The organism is Kribbella capetownensis (assembly GCF_004331485.1).
Classification (GTDB): Bacteria; Actinomycetota; Actinomycetes; order Propionibacteriales; family Kribbellaceae; genus Kribbella; species Kribbella capetownensis.
Genome location: NZ_SJKD01000005.1, coordinates 217,707 through 232,336, shown reverse-complemented (window position 1 = coordinate 232,336; position 14,630 = coordinate 217,707). Strand labels below are relative to the sequence as shown.

The 14,630-nt window shown below is 67.6% G+C and carries 15 protein-coding genes; 3 read left to right on the top strand and 12 right to left on the bottom strand.

Annotated elements, in window-relative coordinates; translation table 11 throughout:
- Positions 1-24: 24 nt before the first annotated feature.
- The gene (locus E0H75_RS22760) at positions 25-1,524 is read right to left on the bottom strand and encodes an MFS transporter (RefSeq protein WP_131515662.1); all 1,500 of its coding nucleotides are present in this window, start codon (positions 1,522-1,524) and stop codon (positions 25-27) included.
- 134 nt (positions 1,525-1,658) lie between these two features.
- Between E0H75_RS22760 and E0H75_RS22755 the strand changes: the two genes are divergently transcribed.
- Positions 1,659-2,390, top strand: a complete 732-nt coding sequence (locus E0H75_RS22755; protein ID WP_131515661.1) for a TetR/AcrR family transcriptional regulator — start codon at positions 1,659-1,661, stop codon at positions 2,388-2,390.
- A 15-nt stretch (positions 2,391-2,405) separates the two neighbouring features.
- Here the strand turns inward: E0H75_RS22755 and E0H75_RS22750 are convergent, their stop codons facing one another.
- From E0H75_RS22750 to E0H75_RS22705, 10 genes are all read right to left on the bottom strand, one after another.
- Entirely contained in the window at positions 2,406-3,461 is a 1,056-nt protein-coding gene (locus tag E0H75_RS22750; RefSeq protein WP_131515660.1) for a Gfo/Idh/MocA family protein, read from the bottom strand.
- A gap of 1 nt (position 3,462) precedes the next feature.
- Positions 3,463-4,305 carry a sugar phosphate isomerase/epimerase family protein gene (locus tag E0H75_RS22745; protein WP_131515659.1) on the bottom strand — a complete coding sequence of 281 codons (843 nt, stop codon included), beginning with the start codon at positions 4,303-4,305 and terminating at the stop codon, positions 3,463-3,465.
- The gene (locus E0H75_RS22740; RefSeq protein ID WP_131515658.1) at positions 4,302-5,462 is read right to left on the bottom strand and encodes an ROK family transcriptional regulator; all 1,161 of its coding nucleotides are present in this window, start codon (positions 5,460-5,462) and stop codon (positions 4,302-4,304) included. Before E0H75_RS22740 ends, E0H75_RS22745 begins: the two co-directional genes overlap by 4 nt.
- Before the next feature lie 89 nt (positions 5,463-5,551).
- A complete protein-coding gene (locus tag E0H75_RS22735) occupies positions 5,552-6,229 on the bottom strand; it encodes a YidC/Oxa1 family membrane protein insertase (protein WP_131515657.1) in 678 nt (225 codons plus the stop codon).
- 45 nt (positions 6,230-6,274) lie between these two features.
- The gene (locus E0H75_RS22730) at positions 6,275-6,541 is read right to left on the bottom strand and encodes a DUF6412 domain-containing protein (RefSeq protein ID WP_131515656.1); all 267 of its coding nucleotides are present in this window, start codon (positions 6,539-6,541) and stop codon (positions 6,275-6,277) included.
- Positions 6,541-7,860: an RNA polymerase sigma factor gene (locus tag E0H75_RS22725; protein WP_131515655.1), complete on the bottom strand. Its 1,320-nt coding sequence runs from the start codon at positions 7,858-7,860 to the stop codon at positions 6,541-6,543. Before E0H75_RS22725 ends, E0H75_RS22730 begins: the two co-directional genes overlap by 1 nt.
- A 273-nt stretch (positions 7,861-8,133) precedes the next feature.
- Entirely contained in the window at positions 8,134-8,754 is a 621-nt protein-coding gene (locus E0H75_RS22720) for an HhH-GPD-type base excision DNA repair protein (RefSeq protein ID WP_131515654.1), read from the bottom strand.
- Between the two features lies 1 nt (position 8,755).
- On the bottom strand, positions 8,756-9,169 hold the full coding sequence (locus E0H75_RS22715; RefSeq protein ID WP_131515653.1) for a universal stress protein: 414 nt from the start codon (positions 9,167-9,169) through the stop codon (positions 8,756-8,758).
- Between the two features lie 379 nt (positions 9,170-9,548).
- A complete protein-coding gene (locus tag E0H75_RS22710; RefSeq protein ID WP_131515652.1) occupies positions 9,549-11,027 on the bottom strand; it encodes a glutamate-cysteine ligase family protein in 1,479 nt (492 codons plus the stop codon).
- Between the two features lie 88 nt (positions 11,028-11,115).
- Positions 11,116-11,877 (bottom strand): MBL fold metallo-hydrolase, encoded by a 762-nt coding sequence (locus tag E0H75_RS22705; protein WP_165553963.1) that lies wholly within the window; start codon positions 11,875-11,877, stop codon positions 11,116-11,118.
- Positions 11,878-11,913: 36 nt separating this feature from the next.
- Between E0H75_RS22705 and E0H75_RS22700 the strand changes: the two genes are divergently transcribed.
- Positions 11,914-13,269 carry a DNA polymerase IV gene (locus tag E0H75_RS22700; protein WP_131515650.1) on the top strand — a complete coding sequence of 452 codons (1,356 nt, stop codon included), beginning with the start codon at positions 11,914-11,916 and terminating at the stop codon, positions 13,267-13,269.
- Positions 13,270-13,288: 19 nt separating this feature from the next.
- On the opposite strand, the gene ddaH is transcribed toward E0H75_RS22700, so the two are convergent.
- Positions 13,289-14,050 carry a dimethylargininase gene (gene ddaH, locus E0H75_RS22695; protein WP_131515649.1) on the bottom strand — a complete coding sequence of 254 codons (762 nt, stop codon included), beginning with the start codon at positions 14,048-14,050 and terminating at the stop codon, positions 13,289-13,291.
- 69 nt (positions 14,051-14,119) lie between these two features.
- Between ddaH and E0H75_RS22690 the strand changes: the two genes are divergently transcribed.
- Complete coding sequence (locus tag E0H75_RS22690; protein WP_131515648.1) at positions 14,120-14,629, top strand: hemerythrin domain-containing protein; 510 nt, start codon at positions 14,120-14,122, stop codon at positions 14,627-14,629.
- Position 14,630: the final 1 nt, after the last annotated feature.

Genomic DNA, 14,630 nt, shown 5'->3' with positions numbered 1-14,630 from the left:
GCAGGACGGCGGCGGCGCTCGTCGTCAGTGAGTGACTGCCTGCGTCTCGTCGACGACGTCGGCCTCGGGGCCGGTCGACTTCTTGTCGCGGAGCAGGACGAAGGCGAGTACCGCGGACCCGAGAACGGCGATCGCGCTGACGACGAAGGTCCCGGACATCGCGTGGGCGAACGTCGTCTTGGCGACTCGGGCCAGGCCGTTGTCACCGGTGCTCGCGGCAACGGCCAGCGCCTCACCGATCGAGCCGCGTGCTTGGGCCGGAGCGGACTCGGGCATCTTCGCGGTGAAGTTGTGGGCCAGCGCGCTGCCCAGGATCGCGATCCCGAGCGCCGCTCCCGCCTGCTGAACGGTGTCGTTCAGCGCTGAACCGACACCGGCGTGCTCGTGCGGCACCGCACCCATCAGCGCGGCGGTCGCAGCGGGCTGCGCCAACCCGGCACCGACGCCGAACACCACCAGCGCGACGGTCACCATCCCGAAGCCGTCATCGGCGGACAGCGTCGACATGACCCAGAAGCCGGCGGCCAGGCCGACCAGTCCGACCACCGTCATCGGCCGGTTGCCGATCTTCTGGCCGAGCGTGGCACCCACGCCGTTGACGACGATCACGCCGACCGCCATCGGGATCATCGCCAGGCCGGCCTTGGTCGGCGAGAAGCCGAGGACGAACTGCATGTACTGCGTCAGCGCCAGAATCAACCCGCCGTTGGCAACCTGAAGCAGCACCAGCGACAGGCTTCCCCCGCTGAAGTTGCGGCTCCGGAACAGCTCGAGCGGAACCATCGGCACCGGCGTACGCAACTCCCAGGCGACGAACGCGCTCAGGCTGACGACGGCGATCGCGAGAATCGGCCAGGACACACCGTGCTCGGGCAGCTCGATGATGACCCATACCAGCGAGACCAGGCCCACCATCGACAGCAGCGCTCCGAGCGGGTCGGGCTTGCGCCACGGGCTCTTCGACTCCGGCATCAGGATCACCGCGGCCGCGATCGCCAGTACGACGACAGGAACATTGATCAGGAAGACCGAACCCCACCAGAACTTGGCGATCAGCGCGCCGCCGAGCACCGGGCCACCGATCAGGCCGACCATCAGCACCGAACTCCAGATCGACATCGCCTTGCGGCGTTCGTCGTCGTCGAAGACCGTGATCAGTACCGACAACGTGCTCGGCATCACGATCGCGCCGCCGATCCCCATCAGGACGCGACCGGTGATGAGCATCTCCGGACTGCCGGCGTACGTCGCGACCAGAGAGGCGGCACCGAAGATCGCGAGGCCGGTGATCATCACCTTCTTCCGGCCGTACCGGTCGGACAGGCTGCCGGCGGTGAGCAGCAGGCCGGCGAAGACCAGGATGTAGCTGGCCACGATCCACTGGATCTCCTGGGCGGTCGCCCCCAGGTCCTCCGTCAGCACCGGGATGGCCACGTTGAGCACACCGTTGTCCAGCACCAGGACGAGTGTGCTCAGGCAGAGCACGATCAGGATCAGCCACCGACGCGGATGACGAGCGGTCATCACGCACCTCCTCGGGATTGTAATTGAACGGTGTGCAGCTTGCCTGAACAGTGTGCAATAGGCATTGAACATGGGTCAAGTCCTGCACAGCGTTCAGGAATCGGCTAGGGTGGAGGCCGACGAGGAGGTTGACGATGGCGACCGAGGAGTACACGTCCGTCTGGACCCGGCCCAAGCGCGGCCGCCGCCGCGAGCACCCGGCTCTCACCCAAGAGCAGATCGTCGCTGAGGCGATCAAGCTGCTGGACGCCGACGGTCTGGAGGCGCTGACCATGCGCAAGCTGGGTGCCGCACTCGGCGCGGTCGCCACGGCTGTGTACTGGCACGTCGCGAACAAGGACGAGCTGCTCGAGCTCGTCGTCGACGAGGTGTACGGCGAGATCGAGGTCCCCGACGTGACCGAGCCGGGTCAGTGGCGGGATGCGGCCGACGCGGCGGCGCGCAGCCTCCGCTCGATGATCGTGCGGCACCCGTGGGTCGCGCCGACCCTCGCCGACGTCGGGATGAACTACCTCGGCCCGAACCTGATGCGCGTCTCGGACGCGATGCTCGGGGTCTACCTGGGCGCGGGCTTCGAGCTGATCGAGGCCGACCAGGCGTCGAAGACCGTGCTCGGCTACGTCATCGGCATCGCCTCGGTCGAGGCGGCCACGGCCAGCAAGCTCAAGCGCAGCGGCGAGGACATGGCCGCCTGGCAGGCGGCGGTGTGGCCGGCGGCCGTGCGAGCCGCCGATCCACACCCCCGCATGCGGGCGCTGTACGCCGCCTACGGCGACGCCGACCTGGTCGAAGGGTCCGAGGACGCCTTCAGCTACGGACTCGACCGGATCCTGGACGGTCTCCAGACCCGGCTGGGCCGCGACTGAATCCGGTCGACCGCGTCATCGCGCGATGGTGACCTCGGATCCATTCCGGGCCGACTCGTAGATCGCGGTCAGCATGCGTGCCATCTCGAGACCGTGCTCCGCGGTGGCGTCGGCCGGGATCTCCCGGCGGCAGATCTGCAGGAAGTGGTCGATCTGGTTGGCGAACCCGACCGTGAAGTCGAACCCGAGCGAGTCGATCTGCGGCTGGATGTGCACCAGCGTGTCGTGCCGCTCGGTGATCATCAGCAGCTCGGGCTCGATCTCCGCGCCGCCCTTGTCGCCGTGGATCTTCACACTCGTCGAGTTCCGCGCGTGCAGCGAGTACGACGTATCCACGTCGAGAACCGCCCCGTTCTCGAACCGGATCTGCGCCGTCGCGTAGTCCTCGACGTTGTTCACCCGGGTCTCCGACGCGGCCCGGTACCGGGTCAGATGCTTGATGTTGTCCCGAGCCCCCAGCGGCGAGAACGTCGCGCCCGACACCGACACCGGCGCGGGCATCCCCATCAGGTACCAGCACAGGTCGATGATGTGGACACCCAAATCGATCAGTGGGCCGCCGCCCGAGACCGCCACGTCACCGAACCAGCCACCAGGGTTGCCGGCGGCACGAATGATCGTCGCCCGCGCGGCGTAGATGTCGCCGAACTCGCCCTCGTCCAGGAATCGCTTGGTGACCAGGGCGTTCGGAGCGAAACGGCGTACGTAGCCGATCTGCAGCGCCTGCCCGGTCTCCTTGGTCGCCTGGACCAGCGCCTCGGCCTCGGCGACGTTCACCGACATCGGCTTCTCGACCAGCACGTCCTTGCCGGCCCGCAGCGCGGCCTCGGCGAACTTGGCGTGCAGGAAGTTCGGCACGCAGATGCTCACCGCGTCGATGCCGGGATCGGACAAGATCTCGTCGACGACATCCGTCGCCTTCGGTACGCCGAACTTGTCGGCCTGCGCCTTGGCGCGGGTCTGGTCGATGTCGCACACGGCGACCAGCTCGGCCTGCGGATTCTTCTGGTACGAGATCAGGTGCTGGGTGGCGATCGAGCCCACCCCGATCACAGCAATGCGAGTCGTCATGTCAGGCAGCTCCAGCCAGTCTGAGGATGTTGTTGAGCGAGCGCTCGATGGCGTTCGGAGTCGATTCCAGGCCCTCGAACTCGAGGCTCACAGGCAGTTCGGGCCTGGTGCCGACCAGAGCCAGCAGGCCCGCCAGGTCCAGATCTCCGTGCCCCGCGATCGTGCCGAGCAGGTAGTCGCCGGCCAGCGTCTTCAGCCAGCCGTCCCCTGCCGACCGGCGGATGTGGAAGTCCTTCACGCCCACGATCGCCGCGATGTCGATCAGTCCGGCGGCGGTCTTGCCGGGCACCTCGCCGACGCAGAGCCCGTTGCCGAGGTCGAGTGTGACCCGGAAGTTCGGGCGATCCACGGCGTGCACGAGCCGCGCCAGCCGGTCGCTGCCGTTCATGAAGAAGCCGTGGTTCTCGATCGTCGACACGATGCCCAGCTCGGCGGCGTGATCGGCGACCGCACGGCAGCCTTCGACGACCTTCTCGAACGTCGTCTCGAACTCCCCCGGGTCCTGCTCACGCCACGACCACGGCGCGACGTCGTGGCGGAAGATGCGAGCGCCGAACCGGTGCGCGACATCCAGCTGCCGGCGAAGGCGGTCGATCTCCTTGTCCTCCGCCGTCCGCAGGTCGCCGCTGACCAGATAGTTCACAATCGGTACGCCGAGGTCGCCGGCATGCGCGGCCGCATCACGGACCACACCGTCGTTCTCCAGGTAGTACTCGCCGTCCATGGCGGCGATCTCCAGATGTCCCGCGGGTGACGACGCGACCCAATCCAGTACTGCGATCAGGTCCATCTCGCCGCTGGCCATCAGGCTGCGAAAGCAGTACGAGCTGACTCCTAGCTTCACTTGCTGGTCCTCTCCAGGTCGTGAGTGATCCGGCGCCACGGACTGGGGTAGTCGTGAACGCCGTAGATGCGTGTACTGAACTGGTCGAACGCTGTGCCGACCGCCCCGAGCACCACGGCCTCCCGGCCCAGGGCCGAGGCGACGAACGGTGGCCGCTCGGGGAAGAGCAACTCCCTCTCGACCGCGGCCTCGAGCGAACGAAGCAGCGCGGCACTCTCCTGCGCGGGTCCACCCCGCACGACCACGATCTCGGGATCGACGACCAGCAACACCGTGGCGATGCGTCCGGCGATCTGCGCACAGAAGTCGTCGATCTCCGCCTGGGCGTCCACATCGCCGTCAGCGGCTGCCTTCAGCACGGCCTCACCGGTCGGGTGTGACGTCCAGATCAGCTGCCCTCGGTCCGCGTTCCGTGTCCAGCGCATGCCTCGCTGCGCTCCGAGCTCGCCGGCCAGGCGGTGACGTCCTTGCCGGATGACTCCGTTCAGGACGATCGACACGGACAGCCGATGGCCGATCTGGAGATAGACGACATCGGAGTACCCGCGTCCGGCGCCACCGCGCTGCTCGGCGAGTGCGGCCAGCTTGATGTCGTTGTCGATGGCAACCGGACGGCCGAGGTCCTGCGCCACGGTCTCCGCGATCGGCAGGCCGACCAGTTCGGGCAGGGCGAGGCTGGCACGCAGGTGACCGTTCGCCTCCACTACACCGGGGAGCGCCAGTCCGACCGCACGCAGGCGTCCGAGATCGAGCGAACTCTCCTCGGCCGCCGCGTGAATCGCGCTCTGGATCGACGAGATCTCAGCGGGCCGTTCCCGCAGAAGCTCCGTGTAGCCCAGCCGGCGGCCGGACAGGTCGCAGATGATAGCTCGCACCCCACGCGGGCCGAGGTCCACTCCGGCGACAAGTCCGGCCTCCCGGACGAACCGAAAGGCGCGCGCAGGCCGCCCCGGCCCCACGATCGACCGATCGGTCGGCACGACCAGACCAGCCTCGACGAGATCGTCGAGGACGGCGTGCACCGTGGGGCGTGACAGTCCGGTCTCCGCGCTGATGACGCCCACGGTTTGCGCGTCGTCGGCGTCAGCCAGTGCGCGCAGGCAGGCGACCTGGTTCGCCGATCGCTCCGCCTGGGCGGCTCCTCGTGCAGTGTCCATCGACCCCAACTTATTATGCAACCGGCTTTATTAAAGACGGTATCAGAATCAGTCGAGCGATGGCAACCGACCGTTGCTCAAGGCAACGGTCAGCGCTGCAGGATGGTGCGCTCGACGACGGTCCACGTCGTCGTGGTGAGCAGGTAGAGCCCTGCCGCGAGCGGAAGGAAAGCAGCGCTCAGCAGCGTGCCGAACGGCAGGATCCGGGCGAGCCGGCGGGACAACGGCGTCGCCGTCTCGTCGAGTTGGCGAAGCTGCAAGCGGGCCGAGAACCAGGCGACGACTCCCAGCAGTACGGCGAGCACGAGGAAGGCCGGCGTACCGGTGAGGACCGGCCAGTGCAGGCCGAGCGGTGCGCCGAAGAGGCTGCCGCTGATCAGCTGGTTCGACTCCCCCGCCACCATCGCGCGGGAGAACAGTGTGTACATCAGCCAGAAGAACGGAAACTGCGCGAGCGTCGGCAGCAGTCCGGCGAACACCGACGTACCCGACTCTGCCTGCAGCTTGGCGAGCTCGCGCTGGAGACGCTCAGGATCGCCGCGGTGACGATCGCTGAGTTTCTTCAGCTGTGGCATGAGCTCGGCGCGGGCACGCAACCCGCGCTGCGCCCGCACGCTGAGCGGGACCAGACACAGGCGGACGACGAGGGTGCAGAAGACGATCGCGATCACGGCGGCATAGCTGCCGGCGAGCGGTTCGATGGCGGCGACGAGGGACGTGAGCAAGTGATAGGCACCGGCGACCGGTGCCTCCAGGAACGAAGGCACAGCACAACTCCACGAGTGAGAAGGAACGGGTAGCGAGGAAGTCCGCTACCGTCCCGGTGCTCGTGGACGTGGCCGGCCGGCCGCGTCGGGGTCGCGAAGAGACAGATAAGCAGTACGCCGGGCGTTGGCCCGGGTGGCGCTGACACGCGCCGGCAGCGGCGAGGCAACCGAGCCCCGCGCCGACGAGCGCGCCACCAGCAGCAGAGTGAACAGCAAGGCCGCCGCCGTGAAGACGGCGGCGGCCAGAGTTGCTGTGTCGAGGACAGGCACCACCAGCGCGAGTACGCCGGCGAGGACCTGACCCATCGTCATCAGTCCAGGTAGTCGCGCAGGACCTGCGAACGGGACGGGTGCCGCAGCTTCGACATCGTCTTGGACTCGATCTGCCGGATCCGCTCGCGGGTGACGCCGTACACCTTGCCGATCTCGTCCAGCGTCTTCGGCTGGCCGTCGGTCAGGCCGAAGCGCATCGAGACCACACCGGCCTCGCGCTCGGACAGGGTGTCCAGCACCGCGTGCAACTGCTCCTGCAGCAAGGTGAACGAGACAGCCTCGGCCGGCACGATCGCCTCGGAGTCCTCGATCAGGTCGCCGAACTCGGAGTCGCCGTCCTCACCCAGCGGCGTGTGCAGCGAGATCGGCTCGCGGCCGTACTTCTGCACCTCGATGACCTTCTCCGGGGTCATGTCGAGCTCCTTGGCGAGCTCTTCCGGAGTGGGTTCGCGACCGAGATCCTGCAGCATCTGCCGCTGCACCCGGGCCAGCTTGTTGATCACCTCGACCATGTGCACCGGGATACGGATCGTCCGCGCCTGGTCGGCCATCGCGCGGGTGATCGCCTGCCGGATCCACCAGGTGGCGTACGTCGAGAACTTGTAGCCCTTGGTGTAGTCGAACTTCTCGACCGCGCGGATCAGACCGAGGTTGCCCTCCTGGATCAGGTCCAGGAACAACATGCCGCGGCCGGTGTAGCGCTTGGCCAGCGACACCACCAGACGCAGGTTGGCCTCGAGCAGGTGGTTCTTCGCCCGGCGGCCGTCCTCGGAGATCCAGTCGTACTCGTCGCGGACCTTGTCCTTCAGCTTGGCGGCCTCGTCGCCCAGCTGCTCCTCGGCGAACAGGCCGGCCTCGATCCGCTTGGCGAGCTCGACCTCCTGCTCGGCGTTCAGCAGCGGGACCTTGCCGATCTGCTTCAGGTAGTCCTTGACCGGGTCGGCGGTGGCCCCGGCCACCATCACCTGCTGCTCGGGCTCGTCGGTCTCGTCGGCCTCGGAGACGACGAAGCCCTCGTCCTCGGTCAGCTCCTTCTCCAGCGGCTTGACCGCGTCCGGGCTGAAGTCGGCCTCATCGACATCGTCCAGCGAGCGCGGCTTGCCGGTCTTGGGGTCGATCGCCAGACCAGCTTCGGAGACGGCTTTCTTCGCCGGCGCTTTCTTCGCGGCGGCCTTCTTCGCGGGGATACCGTCCTCCTTGGTGCCGGCGGCAGGCTTGGCCGCGGCCTTCTTCACTGCCGCCTTCTTGGCAGCAGGCTCGGTCACTCGGGCGCTGGTCCTCGGAGCCGTGCTGCGGGCGGTGGCGGCCACGGCCCGGGCTGACTCGGCGGGAAGATTCTCGGACGAGCTGGACGACACGAATTACCTCTCGTCTGACGCAGGGTTTGTACGGCGGTACGACGTTGTGTTGGTGCTGGTGGTGCCAGGAACTCAGGGTGTTCTTGGGTACGACTGTGTGCGGCTGCTCGCTGGTCAGGCGGCGGCAACACTACATTGTAATCCGCGAACCAAGCCCGGGCGCGCCACGACCCCCCGATCGGCGCGCTCAGGCCTCCGCCGGGCGGGTGTTCCCGCGCCGGTGGAGGCCTGGTCGGTGTCGCCGTCGAACAGTGCGTTTGCGGTCGTCCGTTCTCAGCCGTTCCGGGTCTGCCGCAGTGGACGGACCACCACGCGTTGCCGGACCAACTGCTGCTCCTGCTTGAACTGTCTCACCTTCACCAAAGACGCCACGTCGATCACGTCCGCGACGGACTTGTACGCGCCGTCCTCGCCGTACGGCTCGGATGCCTCGCGCCAGCCCCGCGGCCGGACCTTGAGTTGCTTGCCGAGCAGCGCCACGAAGATCTTCGCCTTCTGCGCGCCGAAGCCCGGCAGGGCCGACAACCTGGCCAGCAGGTCGTCCCCAGACTTCACATCGGACCACAGGCCCGAAGCGTTACCGCTGTACTCCTCGTCCAGGTGCTTGGCCAGCGTCTGGATCCGGGCCGCCATCGCGGTCGGGAACCGGTGCACGGCCGGCGGACCGGCCACTACCTCGACGAACGCGTCCGGGTCGTAGTGCGCCACCGTGGACGGATCGAAGGGGCCGTCCATCCGCTTGGCGATCGCGACCGGTCCCGCGAACGCGCGCTCCATCGGAATCTGCTGGTCCAGCAACATGCCCACCAGCAGGGCGAAAGGATCTCTGCTCAGCATCTCGTCGGCGTCGGGCTGCTGTGCGAGGCACAGCTTCTTGCTGCGTGTCGAAGTCACCTCAGTCCTCCCCTTCGTCGGCCTTCACGGCCAGCACCGGACACGGAGCATCGAGCAGCACCCGCTGGGCGTTGCTGCCGAGAATGAGCTTGCCGACCGGGGATCGGCGCCGAAGCCCGATCACGATGAACTCGGCATGCACCTGCTCGGCGACGGCCACCAGGTCCTCCGCCGGGTCGAGTCCACGCACCAGTTGCCGCACCTCGTAGGGCACACCGGTCGGGTCCAGTTGCTCACGTACCTCCGTCAACGCGGCATCGCTGGCCGCGGCCTCATCGCTGTCGAAACTGCGCCCACCCCGGTGTGAGTTGACCACCACCAGCTTTGCGTCGCGAAGCGTCGCCTCTTCGGCCGCCCGCCGCAGGGCCGCACGGCCCTCGGCCTTCGGCACGTAACCCACGACGATGGTCGTCATCGCCCTGCCTCACCTCCGGGTGTCGTGTCGACCCGTCTCGAACGATACTGCTCCCGACCGTGGTCGGCATCCGCTGGATTTACACCAGCTGTGTCGCGGCCGTGACGGACGGCTGATCGTCGTGCGGGTAGTACTCCACCACCGCCCAGGCCGCCGATGTGGCAGCCACGCCGGTGCCCGAGTACTACCCGCGAGAAGACTGTCTAACCTTCCGGTGGCCACACCTTTGCAGGGCTGTCACCCGACGCGCCACCCCTGTAGTCCGGGTCGTTATCGAACTCGTCCACCCAGTTGCCTTGGGCAAGGTCGCAGCGGTTCCGCCGGAGGGACCTCGGTTCCGCCCTGGCTGTCCCACGTTGTCGGAAAACAACTAACCGGTTCAGTCCACCGGCCACTCGTGCACGGGCGTGTTCTCGTGCATGTGATCGCGGTAGCGATGGAGCATTCCGCGCAGCGCGTCGCGCCGTCCGTGCGACCCCTTTGTATACAGTCGGTGAAACTCGTCGGCCTGCCAGGACGCACCGTTGCGGTTGGTCAGGCACCGCTGCTCGATGATTCCGAGCAGCCGATCACGCACCGCCGCGTCGACGCCCCAGGCGTCGAGACCGCGAGAAGCCAACGGGAGCAGGCGTCTGAGCACGAGCTCGGTCGCCCGGGCGGTCCCGACGCCCGGCCAGAACACCTCCGCGTCGATGCCGTGCCGCGCCGCTTCGTGGAAGTTCTCCTCCGCCGCGCTGAACGACATCTGTGACCAGATCGGCCGTTCGCTGTCGGCCAGCGCGCGGACCAGGCCGAAGTAGAACGCGCCGTTGGCGATCGTGTCGACCACAGTCGGGCCGGCCGGCAGCACACGGTTCTCCACCCGCAGATGCGGCTTCTCCCGGACAACGTCGTACACGGGCCGGTTCCAGCGATAGATCGTCCCGTTGTGCAGCCGCAACTCCGAAAGAGCTGGGGTGTCGCCGCGATCGAGAACCGCGATCGGGTCCTCGTCGGAGGTAACCGGCAGCAGCGCCGGGTAGTAGCGGGAGTTCTCCTCGAACAGGTCGAAGATCGAGGTGATCCAGCGTTCACCGAACCACACCCGCGGCCGGACGCCCTGCGTCTTCAACTCGTGGGTGCGGGTATCGGCGGCCTGCTCGAACAATGCGATCCGCGTTTCCCGCAATAGCTCCTTACCGAACAGGAACGGCGAGTTCGCACCCACCGCCAGTTGTACGCCGGAGATCGCCTGGGCCGCGTTCCAGTACCGGGGGAACGCCTCCGGTGTCACCTGCAGATGGAACTGCGTCGACGTACACGCGGCCTCGGGCACGATGCTGTCCGCGGTCACCTGCAACCGCTCGATGCCGTCGATCCCGATCTGCACGTCCTCGCCGCGGGCGGCGAAGATCTGGTCGTTGAGCAAGGCGTAGCGCGGGTTGGTGCTGAGCGCCTCGCGATGGATGTGCTCGGTCAGCAGCGTCGGCAGGATCCCGACCACCACCATCGACGAGCCGGTCCGGGCCGCCTTCTCCTCGGCCGCGTTCAGGCTGTCGCGGATGTTCGACTCCATCGTGTCCAGGCCGATGCCGTCGATCTGCCCGGGCGGAACGTTGATCTCGATGTTGAACTGGCCGAGCTCGGTCTGGAACGCGTCGTCCTCGATCGCGCTCAGCACCTCGGAGTTCTTGAACGCCGGATCGCACTTCTCGTCCACCAGGTTCAGCTCGATCTCGATCCCCGTCATCGGCCGGTCGGGCGCGAACCTGGCCTCGCGCAGCATCCGCGCGAAGGCGTCGAGATTGCGATGGACCTGGTTGCGGAACGCCGTCCGATCCGCCCGGGTGAATTCGACCCGGTCGACTTCCTCGCCCATCTGCGCCTCCCCTGGTGGCTACTGACCCCACATGGGCTCAGTGTGCCTGAAGGTGCCCATCGATGGGATGCGCAATCGCGTGGTGGAGTCAGACCGGATAGACGATGAAGTGATCGCGCACGATCCGGGCCGGCTCTGGGCCGGCCTCGTCGAGGACCTGGGCCAGCTCGGTCAGTACGGCGGGATCGAGCCGCAACTCGTGCTCATCCGGATGCTTGTCCGCGCCCATCTCGAAGTCGCGGCCGGGCTCCTGGGTCAGCTCGATGTGCGCACCCAGGATCTGCTCGACCGGATTGCCCGCGGCAACGAACTCGACCAGCCGAGCCACACTCGCCCGGAATGCGGGCCAGTCGAAGACGTACAGCCGGCCCGGGTACAGCGAGTCGCCGCTGAACAGCACCTTCGAGGTCCGGTCGTAGACGGCAATGTGCGACGCGTGGTGTCCGGGGATCGGGATGATGTCGAGGACCCGGTCGCCGAGCTCGAGCTGGACCACCTCGTTCGGCCAATCGGCGATTTCGAAGTACGCCGCGACGTCCTCGGCGGTCTTGCCGACGACCTGGTCGAACTCGGCGTCGCCACCGACGTGGTCGCCGTGGCTGTGGGTGTGCGCGACGATCAGCTCCTGACCGGACAGCAGGCTCTTGACCACCGGCCGAAGCTTGGCGTCACCGGTGCCCGTGTCCAGCAGCAGCGCACGTTCGGTGCCGAGCAGCAGGTAGATGAACGGCCCTTCGAAACTGGTCCGCAGCGACTGGCGGATGATCGCCGTGCGCTGGTCGTACCAGTGGATCTGGTGTTCGGGACTGGCCGGATCGGTGCCGTCGTCCCAGTGCGCGGGGAATGTCATTCCAGAATTGTCGGTCCTGGCAGGGAGACTGGTGCCGTGCGAGGTGATCCGTCGGTGCTGCATGTCGACCTGGACGCGTTCTTCGCGGCGGTCGAGCAGCGCGACAAGCCGTCGTTGCGGGGCAAGCCGGTCGTGGTCGGTGGCGTCGGCCTGCGCGGCGTCGTCTCGACCGCGTCGTACGAGGCCCGCAAGTACGGCGTGCGCTCCGCGATGTCGACGGCGGAGGCACGGTCCCGCTGTCCACACGCGGCGTACCTCGGTCCGCGCTTCGAGGTGTACCGGCGGAGCAGCCAGGCGGTGATGGCCGAGATGCGGGCGTTGTCGCCGCTGGTCGAGCCGTTGTCGCTGGACGAGGCGTTCGTCGATCTGTCCGCGTCCGGACTGACCGGGCTGACCGTCGAGGACGTGCAGGCGATCGCCTTGGACCTCAAGGCCGCGATCCGGAAGGCGAGCGGCGGCCTTACCGCATCGGTCGGGGCCGGTACGTCGAAGCTGATCGCGAAGATCGCCAGTGACTTGGACAAGCCCGACGGAGTGGTCGTCGTGCCGGCCGGGACGGAGGCGGAGTTCCTCGCACCGATGCAGGTGACCGTGATCCCTGGTGTCGGGCCCGCGACCGCGCAGCGGCTCAGCATGGCCGGCGTGCGGACCGTCGCCGACCTGCAGCAACTCGATGAGGACGAGTTGATCCGCCAGGTCGGCTCCGCGCACGGCAGCAGCCTGTACCGGCTGGCGATCGCGGCCGACGACCGTCCGGTGGTGAGCGACCGGGAAACCAAGTCGGTCAGCGTCGAGGACACCTTCGAGACCGACATCATCGATCGCTCCCTGCTGGCCGCGATCGGCGACCGGATGGCGCACCGCGTCTCCGAACGGCTGCAGAAGGCACAGCTCTCCGGCCGCACGGTCACGGTCAAGACGCGGATGCACGACTTCACCACGCACACGCGTTCGTCGACGCTGGCCGGGCCGACCGACGACGCCCGGGTGATCGCACGAGTGGCGCGGCGGCTACTCGACGACAGCGAGATCGGCGGCGGGATCCGCCTGCTCGGTGTGGGCGTCTCCTCGCTCGCGGACTGGATCCAGGACGACCTCTTCACCGAGAGCGAGTACGCCGAGGCTCCGGTCGAGGTGGTCGAGTTGCCAGAGCGGCCGCGCGACCAGGTCGGGTTCTATCCGGGGCAGGACGTCGCTCATCCCGACTACGGACGCGGCTGGGTCTGGGGCTCGGGCCGCGGCCGGGTGACGGTGCGGTTCGAGACCGCGGACACCCCGCCAGGTCCAGTGCGGACGTTCGCGGTCGACGACCCGGACCTGACAAAAGTCGCTATCGGCTCAGCGGAAGGAGACGACGAACCCGAAAGCGGTCAGAATGGGTTGAATGAATGAGGAACGGCGGGGGTCTTGCTCAGCGCCGAAGGCGCACTGACAGGCACGTGACGCAGCCTTCGAGCTTCTCGAATTCGCTGATGTCGACGACGACCGGCGTGTAGCCGAGCTGCTCGAGCAGCTTCGCGGACTCCGGCGCCGAGGCAGCCATCAGCAGGCGATCCTCCCCCAGCAGTACGACGTGCGACCCAGCTTCCTCAGGCATCGGACGGAACGACTCGAACGCCTGCGGATCGTCGACAAGCGGCTCGTAGCCGATGACGGTCCCGTCCGGTAGTGCGGTCACCGCGGACTTCAGGTGCAGCACCTTCTGCACCGGCACCGCGCGGACCTCGGCCCCCAGTGGCGCGAAGGCCTGACGTAGTTGCCGGATGCCCTCGTCATTCGTGCGGCCGCCCTGGCCGGCGTACACGGTTGAGCCGATCTTGAGGATGTCGCCACCATCGAGCGTCCCAGGCTCAGTGATGTGCGTGATGCGGTAGCCCTGTGCCGCGACCGCGCGCTCGGCTTCGGCTGCCTCAGGTCGTCGCTCGTCCGCGCCTGATCGGGCGATCATCGCGAGGTCGCCGTACACGACCATCGTGTCCTCGACGAAGACGCCGTCCGGGCACTCGTCGATCGCCGGCACCTCGACCGTGGTCCAGCCGTGCGCCTCGAGTGCGTCGACGTACTGCTGCCACTGGCGTACGGCGAGATCGGCGTCGACCGGGGTGCGTTCGATGTGGGTGACCAGTCCTTCGGAGAGGCGTGGGCTGGGGCGTCGGACCAGGGCAGACGGCATGCGTGCAGGTTAGCCGCTGCGGGCTTGGGTACCGGCCGGGCTGACGCTTCTAGATGTGGAGGGCAACCGATGCCGAAGATCCTGCCGGCGACCGGCGGCGACGTGGTCGAGATCATCCTGGCGGACCACCGGTGGTTCGAGGAGGCACTGCGTGAACTGCGGGACGTGCGCAGCGATCGGTCCGCCGTACTGGCTGACCTGGCGACTGTGCTGATCGCGCACGCGGAGGCGGAGGAGTCGAAGGTCTACCCGACGCTGCGCCGGAAGGACGCGATCGACGCCGACGAGGTCGAGCACTCCGAGCACGAGCACGACGAAGGCAACGCGGCGTTGCTCGCGCTGATGGAGGTCGACGACACCGGCAGCGAGAAGTTCAGCGAGAACCTGCACGAGTTGTCCGAGGCGCTCACACACCACCTGGACGAGGAGGAGCGCGACGTTCTCAACCCGGCGCGCACCGACGTGTCCGAGGAGACCCGGCGCAACCTCGGCGACGCGTTCGCCGAAGAACGCGCCCGTCTGATCGAGTCCGGCTGCGGCCACATCGCCAACGTCCGCAAGATCGTCGAGAGTGCCTGAG

Coding starts and splice junctions, on each gene's coding strand:
- E0H75_RS22690 (WP_131515648.1), top strand. CDS start 14,120: ATGCCGAAGATCCTGCCGGCGACCGGCGGCGACGTGGTCGAGATCATC.
- E0H75_RS22740 (WP_131515658.1), bottom strand. CDS start 5,462: ATGGACACTGCACGAGGAGCCGCCCAGGCGGAGCGATCGGCGAACCAG.
- E0H75_RS22760 (WP_131515662.1), bottom strand. CDS start 1,524: ATGACCGCTCGTCATCCGCGTCGGTGGCTGATCCTGATCGTGCTCTGC.
- E0H75_RS22750 (WP_131515660.1), bottom strand. CDS start 3,461: ATGACGACTCGCATTGCTGTGATCGGGGTGGGCTCGATCGCCACCCAG.
- E0H75_RS22755 (WP_131515661.1), top strand. CDS start 1,659: ATGGCGACCGAGGAGTACACGTCCGTCTGGACCCGGCCCAAGCGCGGC.
- E0H75_RS22710 (WP_131515652.1), bottom strand. CDS start 11,027: ATGGGCGAGGAAGTCGACCGGGTCGAATTCACCCGGGCGGATCGGACG.
- E0H75_RS22705 (WP_165553963.1), bottom strand. CDS start 11,877: ATGACATTCCCCGCGCACTGGGACGACGGCACCGATCCGGCCAGTCCC.
- ddaH (WP_131515649.1), bottom strand. CDS start 14,050: ATGCCGTCTGCCCTGGTCCGACGCCCCAGCCCACGCCTCTCCGAAGGA.
- E0H75_RS22730 (WP_131515656.1), bottom strand. CDS start 6,541: ATGACGATGGGTCAGGTCCTCGCCGGCGTACTCGCGCTGGTGGTGCCT.
- E0H75_RS22715 (WP_131515653.1), bottom strand. CDS start 9,169: ATGACGACCATCGTCGTGGGTTACGTGCCGAAGGCCGAGGGCCGTGCG.